The 18,784-nt window shown below is 66.0% G+C and carries 18 protein-coding genes; 15 read left to right on the top strand and 3 right to left on the bottom strand.

The window, feature by feature from the left end; genetic code table 11:
* Nucleotides 1–15: 15 nt before the first annotated feature.
* From bchI to ENE74_RS18270, 4 genes are read left to right on the top strand one after another with little or no spacing between them, the layout of a single operon-like run.
* A complete protein-coding gene (bchI, locus tag ENE74_RS12910) occupies nt 16–1,026 on the top strand; it encodes a magnesium chelatase ATPase subunit I (protein ID WP_127691335.1) in 1,011 nt (336 codons plus the stop codon).
* Nucleotides 1,023–2,786 carry a magnesium chelatase subunit D gene (locus ENE74_RS12905; RefSeq protein WP_127691334.1) on the top strand — a complete coding sequence of 588 codons (1,764 nt, stop codon included), beginning with the start codon at nt 1,023–1,025 and terminating at the stop codon, nt 2,784–2,786. The genes bchI and ENE74_RS12905 overlap by 4 nt, the downstream gene beginning before the upstream one ends.
* Nucleotides 2,783–3,691: an alpha/beta fold hydrolase BchO gene (gene bchO, locus ENE74_RS12900; protein WP_127691333.1), complete on the top strand. Its 909-nt coding sequence runs from the start codon at nt 2,783–2,785 to the stop codon at nt 3,689–3,691. The genes ENE74_RS12905 and bchO overlap by 4 nt, the downstream gene beginning before the upstream one ends.
* A complete protein-coding gene (locus ENE74_RS18270; RefSeq protein WP_164847469.1) occupies nt 3,678–3,836 on the top strand; it encodes a hypothetical protein in 159 nt (52 codons plus the stop codon). Before bchO ends, ENE74_RS18270 begins: the two co-directional genes overlap by 14 nt.
* Before the next feature lie 30 nt (nt 3,837–3,866).
* On the opposite strand, the gene ENE74_RS12895 is transcribed toward ENE74_RS18270, so the two are convergent.
* Both ENE74_RS12895 and crtD read right to left on the bottom strand, forming a co-directional pair.
* Nucleotides 3,867–4,799, bottom strand: coding sequence for a hydratase (locus ENE74_RS12895; RefSeq protein WP_338142989.1), 933 nt, complete (start codon nt 4,797–4,799; stop codon nt 3,867–3,869).
* A complete protein-coding gene (gene crtD / locus ENE74_RS12890) occupies nt 4,700–6,262 on the bottom strand; it encodes a 1-hydroxycarotenoid 3,4-desaturase CrtD (RefSeq protein ID WP_127691332.1) in 1,563 nt (520 codons plus the stop codon). Before crtD ends, ENE74_RS12895 begins: the two co-directional genes overlap by 100 nt.
* 63 nt (nt 6,263–6,325) lie before the next feature.
* Between crtD and ENE74_RS12885 the strand changes: the two genes are divergently transcribed.
* From ENE74_RS12885 to ENE74_RS12835, 11 genes are all read left to right on the top strand, one after another.
* Complete coding sequence (locus tag ENE74_RS12885; RefSeq protein WP_127691331.1) at nt 6,326–7,429, top strand: methyltransferase; 1,104 nt, start codon at nt 6,326–6,328, stop codon at nt 7,427–7,429.
* Between the two features lie 103 nt (nt 7,430–7,532).
* Complete coding sequence (bchC, locus tag ENE74_RS12880; RefSeq protein ID WP_127691330.1) at nt 7,533–8,459, top strand: chlorophyll synthesis pathway protein BchC; 927 nt, start codon at nt 7,533–7,535, stop codon at nt 8,457–8,459.
* Nucleotides 8,456–9,439, top strand: a complete 984-nt coding sequence (locus tag ENE74_RS12875) for a chlorophyllide a reductase iron protein subunit X (RefSeq protein WP_127691329.1) — start codon at nt 8,456–8,458, stop codon at nt 9,437–9,439. Before bchC ends, ENE74_RS12875 begins: the two co-directional genes overlap by 4 nt.
* Complete coding sequence (gene bchY, locus ENE74_RS12870) at nt 9,436–10,956, top strand: chlorophyllide a reductase subunit Y (RefSeq protein WP_127691328.1); 1,521 nt, start codon at nt 9,436–9,438, stop codon at nt 10,954–10,956. The genes ENE74_RS12875 and bchY overlap by 4 nt, the downstream gene beginning before the upstream one ends.
* Nucleotides 10,953–12,398 carry a chlorophyllide a reductase subunit Z gene (bchZ, locus tag ENE74_RS12865; protein ID WP_127691327.1) on the top strand — a complete coding sequence of 482 codons (1,446 nt, stop codon included), beginning with the start codon at nt 10,953–10,955 and terminating at the stop codon, nt 12,396–12,398. Before bchY ends, bchZ begins: the two co-directional genes overlap by 4 nt.
* Before the next feature lie 159 nt (nt 12,399–12,557).
* Nucleotides 12,558–12,788 carry a light-harvesting antenna LH1, beta subunit gene (gene pufB, locus ENE74_RS12860; protein WP_127691326.1) on the top strand — a complete coding sequence of 77 codons (231 nt, stop codon included), beginning with the start codon at nt 12,558–12,560 and terminating at the stop codon, nt 12,786–12,788.
* Between the two features lie 12 nt (nt 12,789–12,800).
* On the top strand, nt 12,801–12,983 hold the full coding sequence (pufA, locus tag ENE74_RS12855; RefSeq protein ID WP_127691325.1) for a light-harvesting antenna LH1, alpha subunit: 183 nt from the start codon (nt 12,801–12,803) through the stop codon (nt 12,981–12,983).
* A gap of 171 nt (nt 12,984–13,154) precedes the next feature.
* Nucleotides 13,155–13,991: a photosynthetic reaction center subunit L gene (pufL, locus tag ENE74_RS12850; RefSeq protein ID WP_127691324.1), complete on the top strand. Its 837-nt coding sequence runs from the start codon at nt 13,155–13,157 to the stop codon at nt 13,989–13,991.
* Between the two features lie 15 nt (nt 13,992–14,006).
* Nucleotides 14,007–14,981, top strand: a complete 975-nt coding sequence (gene pufM, locus ENE74_RS12845; RefSeq protein WP_127691323.1) for a photosynthetic reaction center subunit M — start codon at nt 14,007–14,009, stop codon at nt 14,979–14,981.
* The gene (pufC, locus tag ENE74_RS12840; RefSeq protein WP_127691322.1) at nt 14,978–16,099 is read left to right on the top strand and encodes a photosynthetic reaction center cytochrome PufC; all 1,122 of its coding nucleotides are present in this window, start codon (nt 14,978–14,980) and stop codon (nt 16,097–16,099) included. The genes pufM and pufC overlap by 4 nt, the downstream gene beginning before the upstream one ends.
* Before the next feature lie 78 nt (nt 16,100–16,177).
* Nucleotides 16,178–17,443, top strand: a complete 1,266-nt coding sequence (locus ENE74_RS12835; RefSeq protein ID WP_127691321.1) for a DUF3422 family protein — start codon at nt 16,178–16,180, stop codon at nt 17,441–17,443.
* 106 nt (nt 17,444–17,549) lie between these two features.
* Here the strand turns inward: ENE74_RS12835 and hemA are convergent, their stop codons facing one another.
* Nucleotides 17,550–18,770 (bottom strand): 5-aminolevulinate synthase, encoded by a 1,221-nt coding sequence (hemA, locus tag ENE74_RS12830; RefSeq protein ID WP_127691320.1) that lies wholly within the window; start codon nt 18,768–18,770, stop codon nt 17,550–17,552.
* Nucleotides 18,771–18,784: the final 14 nt, after the last annotated feature.

Below are 18,784 nucleotides of genomic sequence, written 5' to 3'. Positions count from 1 at the left end.
TGTTACACGTTGCGCATGAAAATGTCCTTCCCCTTTTCCGCCATCGTCGGTCAGGATGAAATGAAGCTGGCGCTGCTGATCGCCGCGGTCGACGCGCGGATCGGCGGGGTCATGGTGTTCGGCGATCGCGGCACGGGAAAGTCCACGGCGGTCCGTGCGCTGGCCGGGCTGCTCCCCCCGATTCCGGTTGTCGCGGGCTGTCGATACAACTGCCCGCCGGGCAGCGAGAATGCCTGCCCCGCGCCCGAGGCGCACAGACCGGGCAAGGCGGTGATGCCGGTGCCGTTCGTCGATCTGCCGCTTGGCGCGACGGAGGATCGCGTGGTTGGTGCGCTCGATCTGGAACGGGCGCTCGGCCACGGTGAAAAGGCATTCGAGCCGGGACTGCTGGCGCGGGCGCATCGCGGATTTCTCTACATCGACGAAGTGAACCTGCTGGAGGATCATATCGTCGATCTGTTGCTCGACGTGGCGGCGTCGGGCGAGAATGTTGTCGAACGCGAGGGGTTGAGCGTCCGCCACGGTGCCCGTTTCGTGCTGGTAGGCAGTGGCAATCCGGAAGAAGGCGAACTGCGACCGCAACTGCTTGACCGTTTCGGCCTTTCGGTCGAGGTGCGAACGCCGCAGGATCTGGCGCAGCGGATCGAGATACTGAAACGATGCGACGCGTTCGAACGCGGCCCGGAAAGCTTCGTCGAAAGCTGGCGCAAGGCGGAACGCAAGACGCTCAAGAAGATTGGCCGGGGCAAGGACATGCTGCCTGCCGTGACAGTGCCGGACGAGATTCTCTCGCTTGCCTCGCGCCTGTGTATAGCGGTCGGGGCCGATGGCCTGCGTGGCGAACTCACTCTGATGCGGGCGAGCCGGGCGCTGGCGGCGCTGGATGGCGACGCTACGGTTGCGCCGAGCCATCTGCGGCATGTCGCGCCGCTCGCCTTGCGACACCGGCTGCGCCGCAACGTGCTGGACGAAACCGGATCGACGGCGCGGATCGACCGGGCAATGGCCGAACTGATTCCCGCATGACCGCCACGGCGGTTCCGGAAGCTGAAACGGGCCCGGACGCCTTTGCCGATGCCCTACTTGCCGCGCGCCTGTGCGCTGTCGATCCGGCGGGTCTGGGCGGCATGATCCTGCGCGGCGGCGGCGACATGCGCGATCCTGTGCTCGACATGCTGCGCGCCTGCATGCCTGCCGATGCGCCCGAACGGCGGCTGCCCGGCCACATCGACGAGGACCGTCTGCTCGGTGGCATCGACCTGACGGCAACGCTGGCGCGGGGCGGCGTGGTCATGCGCCGGGGGCTGCTCGCGGAGGCTGACGGCGGCAGAGTCGTCATCCCGATGGCGGAGCGTCTGCCCGACCATATCGTCGCACATCTGGCAGCTACGCTGGACAGCGGCACGGTGCGCGCGGCGCGCGACGGCGTGATGCTGGAAGCGCCCGCGCGGCTGTTGCTGGTGGCGTTCGACGATGGCGTGGAGGCCGAGGAGCGCGTCAGTGATACGCTGGCGGAGCGGCTGGCCTTTCATATCCGGCTCGACGCGCTCAGCAATGACCGGCGGCATCGGTTGGACGGCGATCCAATTTCGCCGCCCCTGCTTCGTTTGCAGGATATCGAGCCGCCGGGCGATGATGTGCTGACGGCGCTGGTGGCTACAGCCGGGATGCTGGGGATAGAATCGGCCCGCGCGCCGATCTTCGCGCTGCGGGCGGCGCGTGCATCGGCCGTGCTGGCCGGGCGGCGCACGATCGGCGAGGCGGATGTCATGGCCGCCGCGCGGCTGGTGCTGGGTCCGCGGGCGACGCGCCTGCCGGCGCCGCCGCAGGCCGATGCGCCCGATGAGACACCCGATCCGCCGCCATCGTCCGGCGACGCGCCGCCCGACAGCGACGGCGACGACCAGAGCGCGCCGATGCCGATGGAAGATGTCGTCCTGGAAGCGGTGATGGCCCATCTCCCGCCCGATGTGCTGGCCCGGATTGCCGACGGACGCAGCCGTCAGCGTGCGGTCAACCGGGCGCGGGGCGCGGGCGAGCGGCGTAAGTCGGCCGCGCGCGGACGGCCGGTCGGGGCGCGGGCGGGCGTGCCTGGCAATGGGTTGCGCCTCAGCCTCATCGACACGCTGCGCGCTGCCGCGCCCTGGCAGAAGCTGCGCGGCGGCCAGATCGGGCGGGTGCAGGTGCGGCGCGACGATCTACGTATCCGCCGTTTCGAGACACGGGCAGAGGCGGTCACGATCTTTGCGGTCGATGCATCCGGGTCGTCGGCTGTCGCCCGGCTTGCGGAAGCCAAGGGCGCGGTAGAGCGGCTGCTGGCCGACGCCTATGTGAAGCGCGCGCAGGTGGCGCTGGTCGCCTTTCGCGGCACCGGTGCGGACGTGCTGCTCCCGCCCACCCGGTCGCTGACGCGCGCGCGGCGGTCGCTGGGGGACTTGCCGGGAGGCGGCGGTACGCCGCTGGCCGCCGGTTTGCACGCCGCGCATGACGTTGCGCAGGCGGCGAGGGCACGTGGCCGATCGCCGTTCATCGTGGTGCTGACCGATGGCCGGGCCAATGTCGCGCGCGACGGCGCTATGGTACAGGCGGTGGCGCAAGCCGATGCCGAGACGGCAGCGCGAATCATCGGGGCATCGGCGATACCGTCGGCTTTCGTCGATATTTCCCCCCGGCCCCGGCGCGAAGGCGCGGAACTTGCTGCGATGATGGGCGCGCGATACCTGCCCCTGCCGCGAGGCGACGCCGCCGCGATGCACGCTGCGGTGGTCGCGGTGCAAAAGCCATGAGCTATCATCCGCGCTGGGATGTCGAGGGGCGCGACTGGCCCAACCGGTCGGCCAGCCGCTTCGTCGATGCGGGGCAACTGCGCTGGCATGTCCAACTGATGGGGAACGGCCCGCCATTGCTGCTGCTCCACGGCACGGGGGCGGCGACGCATAGCTGGCGCACACTGATGCCGCTGTTGGCGGCGCATTTCACCGTGATTGCGCCCGATATGCCGGGGCATGGCTTTACCAGCGGGCGACCGCCGGGCGGGCTGGCGATGACTGCGATGGCCCGCGCAGTCGGTGGGCTGATGACGGCGATGGACCTGTCGCCGCGCTGCATCGTCGGCCATTCCGCAGGCGCGGCGGTGGCACTGCGCATGGTGGCGGACGGACATGCCCAACCGGACTGTGTGGTGGGCTTGAACGCCGCGCTTATGCCTTTTCCGGGGATCGCCGCGCGCCTCTTTCCAACGCTCGCGAAGCTGCTGTTCGTCAATCCCTTCGCGCCGTCGATCTTTGCGCGGATGGCGCGTGACCCGGCCGATGTCGCAAAGTTTCTGGCGCGCAGCACCGGATCGCGGATCGATGCGGCCGGGGTGCGCCATTATGCGGCGCTCTTTGCTACCCCGGGCCACTGCAGCGCCGCGATCACGATGATGGCGGACTGGGACCTGCCTTCCCTGCAAGCCGCACTGCCGGGAATCACAGTGCCGGTATTGCTGGCGCATGGGCAGGGTGATAGCGCCATTCCGGCAAAAGATGCACAGGCCGCAGCGGCGATCATGCCGAATGCCGACATGACGATCCTGTCCGGTCTGGGCCATCTGGCGCATGAGGAAGCGCCCGAGCGGATTGCGGCGATCATCGCCGATCATGCTATGCAACTGGATCAGCGAGAGGAGAAAAGCCGTGAACCCCGATAACTACGGCCTTGTGGAAATGGTCTTCGTGCTCGCGCTCGCGCTGGGCTTCGGCGGCTGGCAGCTCTGGTCCGTCAACCGCGATATCGCAAAGGACAAGGCCAAGAAGGCGGCGGAGAAAACGGAGACGGCTGACCCGCCGCTTTAACCCGCGCGCCGGGACTCGCCACGACCACCCTCACCACACCGCCCGCGGCATCCGGTAGGGCAGCATCGACTGGACGATCGGCGAGCGGAACCGGTTGAGCGACAGGCTTTCGTGGACGGCCTGCACATCCTCGCCGAACATGCGGGTTGCAAGCGCCGACCGGGCGTAGAAGGGCGCATCGATCCATGTCCTGATGACGCGCGGGTCGGTTCCCGCATCGGCCCGCGTCGCGCGCTTCACCAGCCAGCCGGTGCGCGGCAGCGATGCGACGGGTGGTGGTACGACATCATGCCAACGTCCCTGTCGGTCGAAGCGCAGCGCCAGATCGAACGGCGTGCCGCAGCGGCGCACGCCTTCGTACAGGACCGCCACGTCCCGCTTCAGATGCGCGCGCGACCAGTGCCAGTCGACAAAGCCGTCCTCCAGCGGTTCATCGCCGAAATTGCTGTCGAAATAGCCGTCGCCCTTCCAGCTTATGCCCGGATGCGTCATCTCGACTTCCACCCGCGCGCGCGGTGCCACTGGATGCCAGCGATGCCGCCCGGCCGGATCGAGCGTGAAGGCCGTCGTGCCGATCATCTCGGGCGAGACGCGGATTTGCCCCCGCACCGGCCAGGGTAGGGGGGCCGATATCTCGTTCACGTCGATGACCAGCGTGTCGCCGTCCCAGCGCAGCGCGCTCGGCCCGACCGCGAAATGGTCCTTGCCCCTGTCGACGCGATGCTGTGGCCGTTCGGTCATCGCCCAGCGGTTGCTGCCGGGGCCGTTGAGCGCGATGTTGATCGCGCAATGATTGTCCGGCCGTCCGCGCCCGCTCAGCTTGTAATAAGGTGAAAACACGCTGCCGATGAAGGCGATGACGGTCAGGCCGAAGCGGCGGTCCTCGCTGAAGGCGTCGATGTACCACCAGGCATAGCCGTTCGGCGCGACATGGACGTCAAAGGCTGGTCCTTGAGCAGGCATGCGGCGGCCTGGCTGCCGGAGAGTGCCGCCATCGGGACGCCCGCGCCGGGATGGGTGCTCCCGCCCGCGCAGTAGAGCCCAGGGATCCGCGTCCGCGCGCCCGGCCGGCGGAAGGAGGCCGCCCACCCGTGCGAGGCCGGTCCATAAAGGGCTCCACCCGTCGAGGGATACATCGCCGCGAAATCGGTTGGCGTGGTAAGCTGCGTCGAAGCCGGGGGGAGGTCCAGCATAAGCCCGGCCCGCGCCAGGCATTCCAGCATCCGTACTGTGCATCGGTCGATCTCCGCAGGCGTAAGGGGGTGCGTGTCGCCGGTCGGCGGCGCATTGACGATGATCTGGACGCGCTCTGCCATATCGCCGCAGGTGAGCGTGCCGCCGTCGTCCCGGTCCTGCGCGCAGACGTAGACGCTGGGTCGGTCGGCGAGGTGGCCGGCGGACAAGGCGGCGAACTCGGCAGGATAATCGTCCGAGAAAAAGACATTGTGGCGGCTCAATGGAAAGCCCGTCGCGCCCGCGCGTGCCGTCCACACCATCGCGGCCAGCGAGCGCCGATCGCGCGGCACGGCGGGGACAGCACGGCGCACCGCCTGCCCGAACAGGCCGTCGGCCAGCGCGGCAGGATCGGCATTGCAGACAATGGCGCGCGCCGGAACCTGATCGCCGCTGGCAAGGGTGACGCCATTTGCCCGTCCTTGCCCGACCGTGATCCCGACGACCTTTTCGCCATAGCGTATGTCCACGCCAAGGCAGCGCGCGAGCGTTTCGAGCGCGCGGGCAAAGCCGTGCATGCCGCCCTCGACCAGCCAGACGCCGCTTGCCTCCACATGCGCGATCAGCATCAGCGTGGCCGGGCAAAGGAAAGGCGACGACCCGCAATAGGTCGCATAGCGGCCGAAAAGCTGGCGCAGCCGGGGGTCGCGGAAATGCTCGCCCAGCGCCTTCCACAGAGTCTCGTACGGGCGGATGGCGCACAGGTCGGCAAAGCCGCGCGCGCCCATGCGCAGGGTCAGGCCAATGGGATTGGTCTGTCCCCGGCGCAGGAACGGGGCATCCAGCGTCTGGAAGATGCGCTGCGCCTCGGCGCGGAAAGCGCGATAGCCGAGCGCCTCGGCGGCCCCGGCGAAGGCACCGATCGCATCCTCGCTGGCCTGCGGATCGGCGAACAGGTCCAGCCGGTCGTCGCCCCAGGCATGGCGGGCCAGTATGCTGGCCGGTCGCAAGGTAACATAGTCGTCGAGCCGCGCGCCGCATTCGGCGAAAATGGCATCGAACACCGGGCGCATCGTGAACACCGTCGGGCCGCCGTCGATCGCCGCCCCGTCAACCGTGACTTGCCGCATCTTCCCGCCCGGCGCGTCGGACGCCTCCAGCAGCAGCACCGGAACGCCGCGCGCCGCCAGCAGCGCCGCCGATATCAGCCCGCCGACTCCTGCACCGATCACGATGACCTGGCTTTCGTTCATGGCGTGACACTAACAGTTGTCCAATAAACTGGACACATAATTCTATCCAGTTAGGGTGACAAAATGAATTGGCAGGAGAGATGGACCGGCTGGCGCAACCGCATCCTGAGCGATCCGGGGTTCCAGCACTGGGCGGCGCGGCTGTGGATGACCCGACCCGTCGCGCGGATGCGGGCGCGGCGGATATTCGATCTGGTGGCGGGATTTGCCTATTCGCAGGTGCTGGATGCCTGCATCCGATCGCGCCTGCTCGACCGGCTTGCAGAGGGACCGATGACGAGTCGGGCGGTCGCGGCGGCGACCGATCTGCCTGAGGCGGGCGCCGAACGTCTGCTCCGCGCCGCCGCCGCGCTCCGGTTGACGGAGCGTCTCGACGACGGGCGCTGGACACTCGGCAGCGATGGCGCGGCGCTGCGCGGCAATGGCGGCATCGCCGACATGGTGGCCCATCATCACCTGCTCTACGCCGATCTTGCCGATCCGCTGGCGCTGCTGCGGCGCGGCGGGGGCGGCGGCGCGCTGGCGCGATACTGGCATTATGCGGAAGATGTCGGCCAGGGTGACGGGGATCAGGTTGCGCCCTATTCCGCGCTGATGGCGGCCTCGCAACCGCTGATCGCCAAGCAGGTCATTGATGCCTATCGCTTTTCCCGTCACCGGCGGATGCTCGATGTGGGCGGCGGGCAGGGCGCATTTCTCTGCGCCGTCGCTGCGGCCGCGCCCGCGCTGGAACTGGCGCTGTTCGACCTGCCTGCCGTCGGCGTCCGTGCGCGGCAAGCATGCGACTCGGCGGGTTGTGGCGATCGCGTAACGATCCATGGCGGCAGTTTTCTCGCCGATCCCCTGCCGCAGGGGTATGATCTCATCACGCTGGTGCGGGTGCTGCACGATCATGACGATGATCCGGCGATGTTTTTGCTGCGCAGCATTCATGCCGCCCTGCCACCCGCCGGGCGCCTTCTGCTTGCCGAACCGATGGCCCGGACGCGCGGTGCCGAACCGGCAGGCGACGCCTATTTCGGCCTGTATCTGCTGGCGATGGGATCAGGTCGGCCACGCAGTTTCGAGGAGATCGCAGGGATGGCGAAAGCGGTCGGTTTCCGCCGCATCCGCCGCATCCGCACCGCCATGCCGCTGACCACGTCGATCCTGCTTGCTGAAAGATGAACAAAACCATCAAGCAAAGTTGACATTAAAAAGCGTCAAGTTAAGATGACACTTTAGGAGAGGGTGCCTGTTTCGGTGCTCTTGGCAAGGAAGGGACCGGCGTATGGACACGCTCGCGGTCATACTGGATGCCCCCGAGTTACTCGGGCTTCGGACCCTTGCGCTTAATGCTCTTGGTGATGGCGACGTGCTGGTTGCCGTGGACTGGAGCGGTATCAGCACCGGCACTGAAAAGCTCCTCTGGTCCGGCCGGATGCCGAGCTTTCCGGGCATGGGCTATCCGCTCGTGCCGGGCTACGAATCGGTCGGCCGGGTGATCGACGCCGGGCGCGATGCGCGCAGCCGGATCGACGAATGGGTCTTCGTGCCGGGTGCCAATTGCTATCAGGCGGCACGCGGCCTGTTCGGCGGCACCGCCCGCCACGTCATTCTTCCTGCAGCCCGCGCCATCCCGCTCGACGAGAGGCTGGGTCGCGACGGCATATTGATGGCGCTGGCCGCCACGGCCTGTCACGCGATCGTCGGTGGCAGCGCGCCGGACCTGGTGATCGGCCACGGAATACTAGGTCGCCTCATCACCCGTATCGCCATCGCCTCGGGCGCACCTGCGCCGACCGTGTGGGAAACGCACCCCGGCCGTCGGCAGGGTGACGGCTATAGTGCCATCGACCCGGCGACCGACGATCGCCGTGACTATCGCCACATCTGTGACGCCAGCGGCGCGCCGGACATTCTCGATCTGGCCGTCGCACGGCTCGCCAAGGGCGGCGAAGTCGTGCTGGCGGGCTTTTACGACCGGCTGACATTCGCGTTCCCGCCCGCTTTCATGCGGGAGGCACGCTTCCGCATTTCGGCGGAGTTCACGCCGGACGATCTTGCCACCGTCACGGCGCTGATCGCGGGCGGTGCGCTGCGACTCGATGGTCTCATCAGCCATGTCCGCGATGCCGGGGAGGCGCAGGACGCCTATCCCGCGGCATTTGGCGATCCGGACTGCCTCAAGATGGTGCTCGACTGGAGACATCAATGACAATGCTCGATTATGACAGCCTGCGCCATGAAGCCCATGAGGAGCCGGACCCCGTGCATGCGGGGCCTGTGACCAAGGAGACGCAGATCATCGCGATCTACGGCAAGGGCGGATCGGGCAAATCCTTCGCCCTGTCGAACCTCAGTTATATGATGGCGCAGCAGGGCAAGCGCGTGCTGCTGATCGGTTGCGATCCCAAGTCCGACACGACCAGCCTGCTGTTCGGCGGCAAGAGCTGTCCCACCATCATCGAAACCAGCGCGGCCAAAAAGCTGGCGGGCGAGGAAGTGACGATCGAGGACGTCTGTTTCCAGCGCGATGGCGTGTTCGCGATGGAGCTGGGCGGGCCGGAAGTCGGGCGCGGCTGTGGCGGACGCGGGATCATCCACGGGTTCGAACTGCTCGAAAAGCTCGGCTTCCATGAATGGGGCTTCGATTACGTCCTGCTCGATTTTCTGGGCGACGTGGTGTGCGGCGGCTTTGGCCTGCCGATCGCGCGGGATATGTGCCAGAAGGTGATCGTGGTGGGATCGAACGACCTCCAGTCGCTCTATGTCGCCAACAATGTCTGCAAGGCGGTCGAATATTTCCGCAAGATGGGCGGCAACGTCGGCGTGGCGGGCATGATTATCAACAAGGATGACGGCACCGGCGAGGCGGCCGCCTTTGCCAAGGCGGTCGGTATCCCCACGCTCTGCGCGATCCCCGCGAACGAGGATATTCGGCGCAAGTCCGCCAATTATCAGATCATCGGCGTGCCCGGTGGCGAATGGGCCTCGATCTTCGAGGATCTGGCGATCAACGTCGCGGAGGCCCCGCCGGTCCGCCCCACGCCGCTCGACCAGGATGGTCTGCTCGGCCTGTTCAGCCCCGACCAGACAGGGGGCGACGTGACGCTGAAGCCCGCCACCCAGGCCGACATGCGCGGCGCGGCCTATGCGCCCAAGGCGTCGCTCGAAGTCGTGTACGACACTGTATGAGTGAGCTTTCGCCTCCCGCGACACGCACCCCTGATCGGCTGGACCTGGCGAACGCGGGTGGCTGCTCCAGCGCCGCCACGCTTCATGCTGCTGCGAGTGCGGCAGGCAAGACCGAAATACTCGATCGCTACGCCGCCGATTATCCCAAGGGGCCGCATGATCAGCCGCAATCCATGTGCCCGGCCTTCGGGTCGCTGCGCGTCGGCCTGCGGATGCGGCGCACGGCGACGGTGCTGTCGGGATCGGCCTGTTGCGTCTATGGCCTCACCTTCACCTCGCATTTCTACGGCGCACGGCGGACGGTCGGCTATGTGCCGTTCAATTCCGAAACGCTCGTTACCGGCAAGCTGTTCGAGGATATCCGCGACGCGGTCCATGATCTCGCCGATCCGGCGCTGTACGACACCATTGTCGTGACCAATTTGTGCGTGCCGACGGCGTCGGGCGTGCCGCTGCAATTGCTGCCTGACCAGATCAACGGCGTACGCATTATCGGGATAGACGTGCCCGGTTTCGGCATCCCGACACATGCCGAGGCGAAGGATGTGCTCGCCGGTGCGATGCTGAGCTATGCGCGCAAGGAAGCGGCGCAAGGCCCGGTGGCCGCGCCGAAGGAGCGGTCCGACCGCCCGACCGTCACGCTGCTGGGCGAAATGTTCCCCGCCGATCCGCCGGGCATCGGCCTGATGCTGGAGCCGCTGGGCCTGGCCGCCGGACCGGTCGTGCCGACGCGCGAATGGCGCGAGCTTTATGCCGCGCTCGACTGTGCGGTGGTCGGTGCCATCCACCCCTTCTACGCCGCCAGCGTGCGCGAGTTCGAAGCGGCCGGACGCACCGTCGTCGGGTCCGCGCCCGTGGGACGCGACGGCACGGCGGCCTGGCTCGACGCGATCGGGGCGGCCTGCGGCATTGCGCAGGAGCGGATCGACGCATCGAAGAACAAGTTTCTGCCCGCGATTGCAGGCGCGCTGGCGGCGCGACCGATCAAGGGACGCATCACCGTTTCGGGCTATGAAGGGTCCGAACTGCTGGTTGCCCGCCTGCTGATCGAAAGCGGGGCGGACGTGCCCTATGTCGGCACCGCCTGCCCCCGCACAGTCTGGTCGGAGGCTGATCGCGAATGGCTGGAGGCCAAGGGCGTCAAGGTCCAGTATCGCGCCAGCCTGGAACAGGACATCGCGGCCGTCGAGACCTTCGGGCCTGATCTGGCAATCGGCACGACGCCGGTGGTGCAGCATGCCAAGCAACGGGCAATCCCCGCGCTTTATTTCACCAACCTCATTTCCGCGCGCCCGCTGATGGGACCGGCAGGGGCGGGGAGCCTCGCGATGGTCGTCAATGCGGCGCTCGCGAACAAGGACCGCTTCAACCGGATGACCGCCTTCTTCGATGGCGTTGGCACCGGGCACAGCGCAGGCGTTTGGGAAGACACGCCCAAGGATCGCCCCGAGTTCAAGGCCAAGTTCGCCGCCAAGCGCATTGCTGCTGCGAAGGCCGAGGAGGCGATCGGCGTATGACTCTCATTCTCGATCATGATCGGGCAGGCGGCTATTGGGGTGCTGTCTACGCCTTTACCGCGATCAAGGGGTTGCAGGTCATCATCGACGGCCCGGTCGGCTGCGAGAATCTGCCGGTCACGTCCGTCCTGCATTATACCGACGGTCTGCCGCCGCACGAGCTGCCGATCGTCGTCACCGGCCTTGGTGAGCAGGAGCTGGGGCGCGATGGCACCGAAGGAGCGATGCGCCGGGCGTGGGAAACGCTCGACCGCGATCTGCCGGCGGTGGTCGTCACCGGTTCCATAGCCGAAATGATCGGCGGCGGCGTTACGCCCGAAGGCACCAATATCCAGCGATTCCTGCCGCGCACGATCGACGAGGACCAGTGGCAGTCGGGCGACCGGGCGCTCACCTGGCTGTGGACGCAGTTCGGGCCGAAGAAAGCGCCTGCGCCGCGACCTCTCCGGGAAGGCGAAAAGCCGACGGTCAACATCATCGGACCGATGTACGGCACGTTCAACATGCCCAGCGACCTCGCAGAAATCCGCCGCCTGATCGAAGGGATCGGCGCGCAGGTCGGCATGGTGTTCCCGCTCGGCAGCCATCTGTCCGACGTCAAGAATCTCGCGAAGGCGCAGGTCAACGTCTGCCTGTATCGCGAGTTCGGCCGCGGCCTGTGCGAGGCGCTGGAGCGCCCGTATCTGCAAGCGCCCATCGGCCTTGAATCGACGACTTTGTTCCTGCGCAAGCTCGGCGAGCTGACTGGCCTGGACCCTGAACCGTTCATCGAACGCGAAAAGCATACGACGATCAAGCCGCTGTGGGATCTGTGGCGCTCGGTCACGCAGGATTTCTTCGGCACCGCGAGCTTCGGCATCGTCGCCACCGAAACCTACAGCCGCGGCATCCGCAAGTTCCTCGAAGACGACATGGGCCTGCCCTGCACCTTCGCGTTCAACCGCAGCGCGGGCGTGAAGCCGGACAATGCCGCCGTGCGCGATGCGATCGCCACCAATCCACCGCTCATCCTGTTCGGCAGCATCAACGAACGCATGTATATGGCGGATACCGGCGCGCGGAGCATCTATATTCCCGCGTCCTTCCCCGGCGCGGCGATCCGTCGCCACACGGGCACGCCGTTCATGGGCTATGCCGGTGCCACCTATCTGGTGCAGGAAGTGTGCAATGCGCTGTTCGATGCGCTGTTCCACATCATTCCGCTCGCCAGCCAGCTCGACAAGGCGGAAGCCACGCCCACCCGCCTCCAGACCGAACTGGCCTGGGAAGACGAGGCAAAGGCGACGCTCGACGCCGTGGTCGAGCGCGAGCCGGTGCTGGTCCGCATTTCCGTCGCCAAGCGCATTCGCGACGCCGCCGAGCGCGCTGCCCGCCGTGCTGGCGAACCGTCCGTCACTGCCGCACGGCTTGCCGATGCGATCGCCGAAAGTCGCGGGCCATGAGCGCGCGCAGCCTATTTTCCGACGTGTCCCGACAAGGGGCGTATCCCGGCACGGGATCGTGGGACCAAGTGATCTTCGCGACGGTCGTCGTTGCGTGGATGCCGCCGGGAAGCGTCGTTGCGGCGTTTCCGTACACGTCGGGCAGAATGGAGACGAAAGATGGACAATAGAGACGACAGATTGGGGCCGGGAACCTACCTGACCCCGGAAGAGGCGAAGGAGTTCCACAAGATCTTCATCACCAGCTTCATTATCTTCACGATAGTGGCGGTGATTGCGCACTTCCTCGCATGGAGCTGGCGGCCGTGGCTGCCGGGTCCCGATGGCTATGCGATGATCGATCACGGCGTTGCCGTGGCGAGCACCGCCATCACTTCACTCTTGGCATAAGGAGACCATCTCATGTGGAGACTATGGATGATCTTCGATCCGCGCAGGACCTTGACGGCCCTCGCGATCTTCCTGTTCGTGCTGGCACTGTTGATTCATTTCATCCTGCTCAGCACCGACCGGTTCAACTGGCTCGACGGTCCTGCAAAGGCACCGGCGGCGATGGAGGCCCCCGCAGCACCTCCGGCAACCTGACGGACGCCTTTGCTGCAATTGCGAGTGGACGAGGACGGGCTTTGTCGGCCTCGTCCACTTGAACACACCTTCAGTCCGCCGCGATTTCCGGGCTGGCAGGTGCATTATCGACGACTGAAATCGCGCTAACGGAGAGACCCGCCGACGGACCGGCTGGGGGGAGATATCGCTATGGCGTTGCTAAGCTTCGAGCGGAAATACCGGGTCAGGGGTGGCACGCTGATCGGCGGCGACCTTTTCGACTTCTGGGTAGGTCCATTTTATGTCGGATTTTTCGGCGTCACCACCGCGATCTTCGCCAGCCTGGGCACCGCGCTGATCTTCTACGCCGCGGCGATCGGCCCGACGTGGAACCCGTGGCTCATCAGCATCGCGCCGCCGGATATCAGTTATGGCCTGGCGCTCGCGCCTTTGCGCGAAGGCGGCTTCTGGCAGGTCATCACGATCTGCGCGATCGGCGCCTTTTCCTCCTGGGCGTTGCGAGAGGTGGAAATCTGCCGAAAGCTGGGGATGGGCTATCATGTGCCCATTGCCTTTGCCGTTGCAATCTTCGCCTATGTCTCGCTGGTCGTGGTCCGTCCGTGGCTGCTCGGCGCCTGGGGCTTTGGCTTTCCCTACGGCATCTTCACCCATCTCGACTGGGTGTCGAACACCGGATACCAGTATCTCCACTTCCATTATAATCCGGCGCACATGCTGGCGGTGAGCTTCTTCTTCACCACCACTTTCGCCCTCGCGCTGCACGGCGGGCTGATCCTGTCGGCGGTCAACCCCGACCCCAAGGGCCCGGGCAATGGCGAAGTGAAGTCGCCCGAATATGAAGACACATTTTTCCGCGACACCATCGGCTATTCGGTGGGTACGCTCGGCATTCATCGCCTGGGGCTTTTCCTTGCGCTGTCCGCCGGTTTCTGGAGCGCGATCTGCATCATCATCAGTGGTCCGCTCTGGTCCCGTGGCTGGCCCGAATGGTGGACCTGGTGGCTCAACCTGCCGATCTGGTCGTAAAGGGGAGCAACGCATATGGCACGCTATCAAAACATATTCACCCAGGTTCAGCTTCGCGCCGCGCCCGAAATGGGACCGGCCCTGCCGCCCGGCAGCTTCCCGCGGATCGGCGGAGCAGGCTTCAACTACTGGATGGGCAAGTTCGGCAATGCGCAGATCGGGCCGATCTATCTCGGCACGCTCGGCATGGCATCACTCGCCTGCGGTCTGTTGGCCTTCGAGATCATCGGTCTCAACATGTGGGCTTCGGTCAACTGGGATCCGGTGCAGTTCGTCCGCCAGCTCTTCTGGCTCGCGCTGGAACCGCCCGCGCCCAAATATGGCTTCCAGATGTTCGTGCCGCTGGCCGAAGGCGGCTGGTGGCAGATCGCCGGCTTCCTGATGACCACATCGGTCCTGCTGTGGGCGGCACGCACCTATCGCCGCGCCAAAGAATTGGGCATGGGCACGCATATCTTCTGGGCGTTCATGAGCGCCATCTGGCTGATGGTCGTCCTTGGTTTCATCCGGCCGATGCTGATGGGAAGCTGGGCGGAAGCGGTGCCCTTCGGCATCTTCCCCCATCTTGATTGGACGGCGGCTTTCTCGATCCGCTACGGCAATCTCTTCTACAATCCCTTCCACTGTCTTTCGATCGCCTTCCTCTATGGGTCGACACTGCTCTTCGCGATGCACGGTGCGACCATTCTGGCGGTCGGCCGTTACGGCGGCGAACGGGAAATCGAGCAGATCACCGATCGCGGAACGGCGTCCGAACGTGCCGCCCTGTTCTGGCGCTGGACCATGGGCTTCAACGCGACGATGGAATCGATCCATCGCTGGGCCTGGTGGTTCGCCGTGCTGACCCCGCTGACCGGCGGCATCGGCATCCTGTTGACCGGAACGGTCGTGGACAACTGGTATCTCTGGGCCATCGATCATGGCTATGCCCCCAGCTATCCCGCCTCCGGCACCATCGACCCCGCCACTCTGCCGGGAGCAGGACAATGAACGGATATAGACATGCCGCCGCCGCGGGAGCGGCCCTGGGTTCGCTCATCCTGCTGACGGGATGCGAGCTTGGCCCCAAGACCGTCTCGCAGGTCGGCTATCGGGGTGCCGGTCTCAACCAGATCAACGACCCCGACTCGACGGCAAAGGCCAGCGCCATTCCCGCGCCGCCCTATGCCGTGCCGGAGGATAGCGGCCCGCTGGCATCCGAAAGCTACCAGAATGTCCAGGTGCTGGGCGGTGTGAGCGCGGAGCGGTTCAATCATCTGATGGCGGCGATCACGCAATGGGTCGCGCCCCCGGCCGAAGGGTGCAATTACTGCCACAACCCGAACAATCTCGCGTCGGACGAGAAATATACCAAGATCGTGGCGCGGCGGATGATCCAGATGACCTGGAACATCAACACCAAATATGCGAGCCATGTGAAGCAGACCGGTGTCACCTGCTACACCTGCCACGCGGGCAATGCTGTGCCCAAGAACATGTGGGCAATGTCCGACGCGCCGGGTACGCCGACGCGCATTCGCGGCAACAAGTTCGGGCAGAACGCCCCGAACCCGGCTGTCGGCTATGCTTCGCTGCCCTATGATCCGTTCGCGGCCTATCTCGGGCAGAAGAACGACAATATCCGGGTTGCCTCGAAAACCGTCTATCCCACCGCGGCGCAGACGGCCTCGACCAAGGATGCCGAAAGCACCTATGGCCTGATGATGCACATGAGTACGGCACTGGGCGTCAACTGCACCTATTGCCACAACAGCCAGTCCTTCTCGTCCTGGCCGCTCAGCCGGGGTCAGCGCGCTACGGCATGGTATGGTCTGCGCATGGTGGGTGAGACCAATGCGGAATATATCACATCGCTCCAGAATGTGTTCCCCGCCTATCGCAAGGGTCCACATGGCGACGTGTACAAGGTGAACTGCACGACCTGTCACCAGGGGCTGAACAAGCCGCTGAACGGTGTGAGCATGTTGCCGGACAATCCCGTGCTGCGCGCGCCGCCTGCGATGCGGGCTGCGGCCTTGCCGGGGCCGGCGGATAATGCCGCCGATCCGGCCGACGCCGCCAATGCCACCGCACCGGTCGGGGGCACTCAGCCGGTCGGCACGGAATAGCCGCGCATACCGCAAGGGCGGGGGCGCGGTACGGATCGCGCCCCTGCCTTTCCTCCTGCCCGAAGGGAAGCCACAGCCGTGGAGAGTCTTGCGGCGCGCAGCCACCCCCTTCGGGCCTCGCTGTCCGAGGAAATGCACGTCCGGCGCCTGCCGCGCCTGACACCGCCCTGCCGCCTGTTGCAGATCGTGACCGTGCTCGGCGAAACGGCCGCAAGCGAGGCGCGCGCGCATATCGAGCCGATCGCCGCGCGCCATCGCGTCCACCTGCCGCCCGACGCCAAATATGGCGTGATGCCCATGGGCGAGGTGACGCTGGTGTGGGAACGCCACACCGAGTTCGCCAGCTACACGCTCATTCGCCACGGCCCGTTCGACGCGCCGTTCGACCCGGAATGGTTTGCGCCGGTCGCGAACGAGATCATCGCCAATATGCCCGGCGAAGTCATCCGCGCGACGCAGATCGCGCTGCTCCCGGTTGATGCCCCGATGCCCGACAGAACCGCCTGGAGCGGCTGGTTCGAGGATGAGGCGCTGATCCTGTGCGAGGTGCTGGGGGGCAAGGCGCGGATCATGTCCGACTTCCGCCTGCATGATGACGGCTTCGGGCGGCTGCTTGTGATCGACCAGGGCCTGTCGCGCGATGAACCGGCGCAGCTTGTCTCGCGATTGCAGGAACTGGGCAATTATCGCAACATGGCCCTACTCGGCCTGCCGCTCGCGCAGCGGCTGACGCCGGACGTGTCGCGTCTGGAACGGCGGCTGGCGGCGCTGACACACGCCGTGTCCGAGCGCGGGGCCAAGGACGACCAGTTGCTCGACGAGCTGACCTTCCTGTCGGCGGAACTTGCCCGGCTGATCGCCGAAACCCGCTATCGCATGAGCGCGACGCGCGCCTATGCGCAGGTCAGCACCGAGCGGTTGGGCAGCCTGCATGTCGGCGCAGTGACTGGCTATCAGACGCTGGCCGACTTTACCGAACGGCGGCTGATGCCTGCGGTTCGCACTTGCGATTCCTTTTCACACCGGCTGGATGATCTCTCGCAGCGCACCGCCTGGACCAGCGCGCTGCTGCGCACCCGGATCGATACGGCGCTCGCCATGCAGAACCGCGATTTGCTCGCCTCGATGAACAAGCGCACGCAACTGCAACTGCGCCTGCAACAGACCGTCGAGGGCTTGTCGGTCGTCGCGATCAGCTACTATCTCGTCGCGTTGCTGAGCTATGTGTTCGCGCTGGTGCCGGGCGTCCAGCCGAAGGTCGCGACGGGTATTGCGGTGCCGGTGGTTGTCGGGATCGTCTGGCTGCTCGTCCACCGGTTGCGCGCCACGCTGACCGAGGACTGAGAAGCAAGCGGCTTCATCGCCTGTCCGTTCCCTCCGGCGAGCGCCGGACACAGAAAAGCCCGCTTCCCCAAGGAAGCGGGCTTTTCTGATCGGCGATGAAGGCGCCTCAGGCCGCCATCGCGTGCCGCGCCAGTTCACACATCGACCAGATTTCGGACAGCGCCTTGACCAGCCGGTCGATATCGCCATCGGTGTGGACGGGGGACGGCGTCAAGCGCAGCCGCTCCGTGCCCACCGGCACGGTCGGATAGTTGATCGGCTGCACATAGATGCCGTGATGCTCCAGCAGCCAGTCGCTGATCCGCTTGCACTTGTGCGCATCGCCGACCATCACCGGAATGATGTGGCTGGGATTGTCGATCGTCGGGATGCCGATCGCGTCCAGACGGCGGCGGACCTGGGCCACGCGCTCCTTGTGGCTATCGCGTTCGGCATTGCTTTCCTTCAGATGCCGGATGCTGGCGCAGGCACCGGCGGCCAGAGCCGGGGGCAGGGCGGTCGTGAAGATGAAGCCGCTGGCGAAGCTGCGCACGAAATCGACCATCGCGGCCGATCCGGCGATATAGCCGCCCATCACGCCATAGGCCTTGCCCAACGTCCCCTCGATCACGGTGATGCGGTCCATCAGGCCCTCACGCTCGGCAATGCCGCCGCCGCGCGGGCCGTAAAGGCCGACTGCGTGCACTTCGTCGATGTAGCTCATCGCGCCGTGCTTCTCGCACACGTCGAGGATCTCCGCGATGGGGGCGATGTCGCCGTCCATCGAATAGACGCTCTCGAAAGCGACCAACTTGGGCCGGGCAGGGTCCATTTCCGACAGGCGGCGATCGAGGTCTGCTGGATCGTTGTGCGCGAACCGGTGGCACTCGGCCCGGCTGTGGCGGATGCCTTCGATCATCGAGGCATGGTTGAGCGCATCGGACAGCACGATGCAGCCGGGAATGCGCGCCGCCAGGGTGCTGAGCGCCGCCCAGTTGGACACATAGCCGGAGGTGAACAGCAGCGCCGCTTCCTTGTTGTGCAGGTCGGCCAGCTCATGCTCCAGCTGCACATGGGCGTGCGTAGTGCCCGAAATATTGCGCGTCCCGCCCGCGCCAGCGCCGCATTTGTCGAGCGTCGCATGCATCGCGTCGAGCACCTTGGGATGCTGGCCCATGCCCAGATAATCGTTCGAGCACCAGACCGTTACGGGGTTCACGCCCTCGCCGGTGTAATGCGCCGCCTTCGGAAAGGCCCCCGCCTTGCGTTCCAGCTCCGCGAAAATCCGGTAGCGGCCATCACCTTTGAGCGTATCGAGTTCGCTGGTGAAAAATGCTTCAAAGTCCATGTGCATGCCCTCCC

Source organism: Sphingobium algorifonticola (genome assembly GCF_004005485.1).
GTDB lineage: Bacteria > Pseudomonadota > Alphaproteobacteria > Sphingomonadales > Sphingomonadaceae > Sphingobium > Sphingobium algorifonticola.
This window is presented reverse-complemented; position numbering and strand designations above follow the sequence as displayed.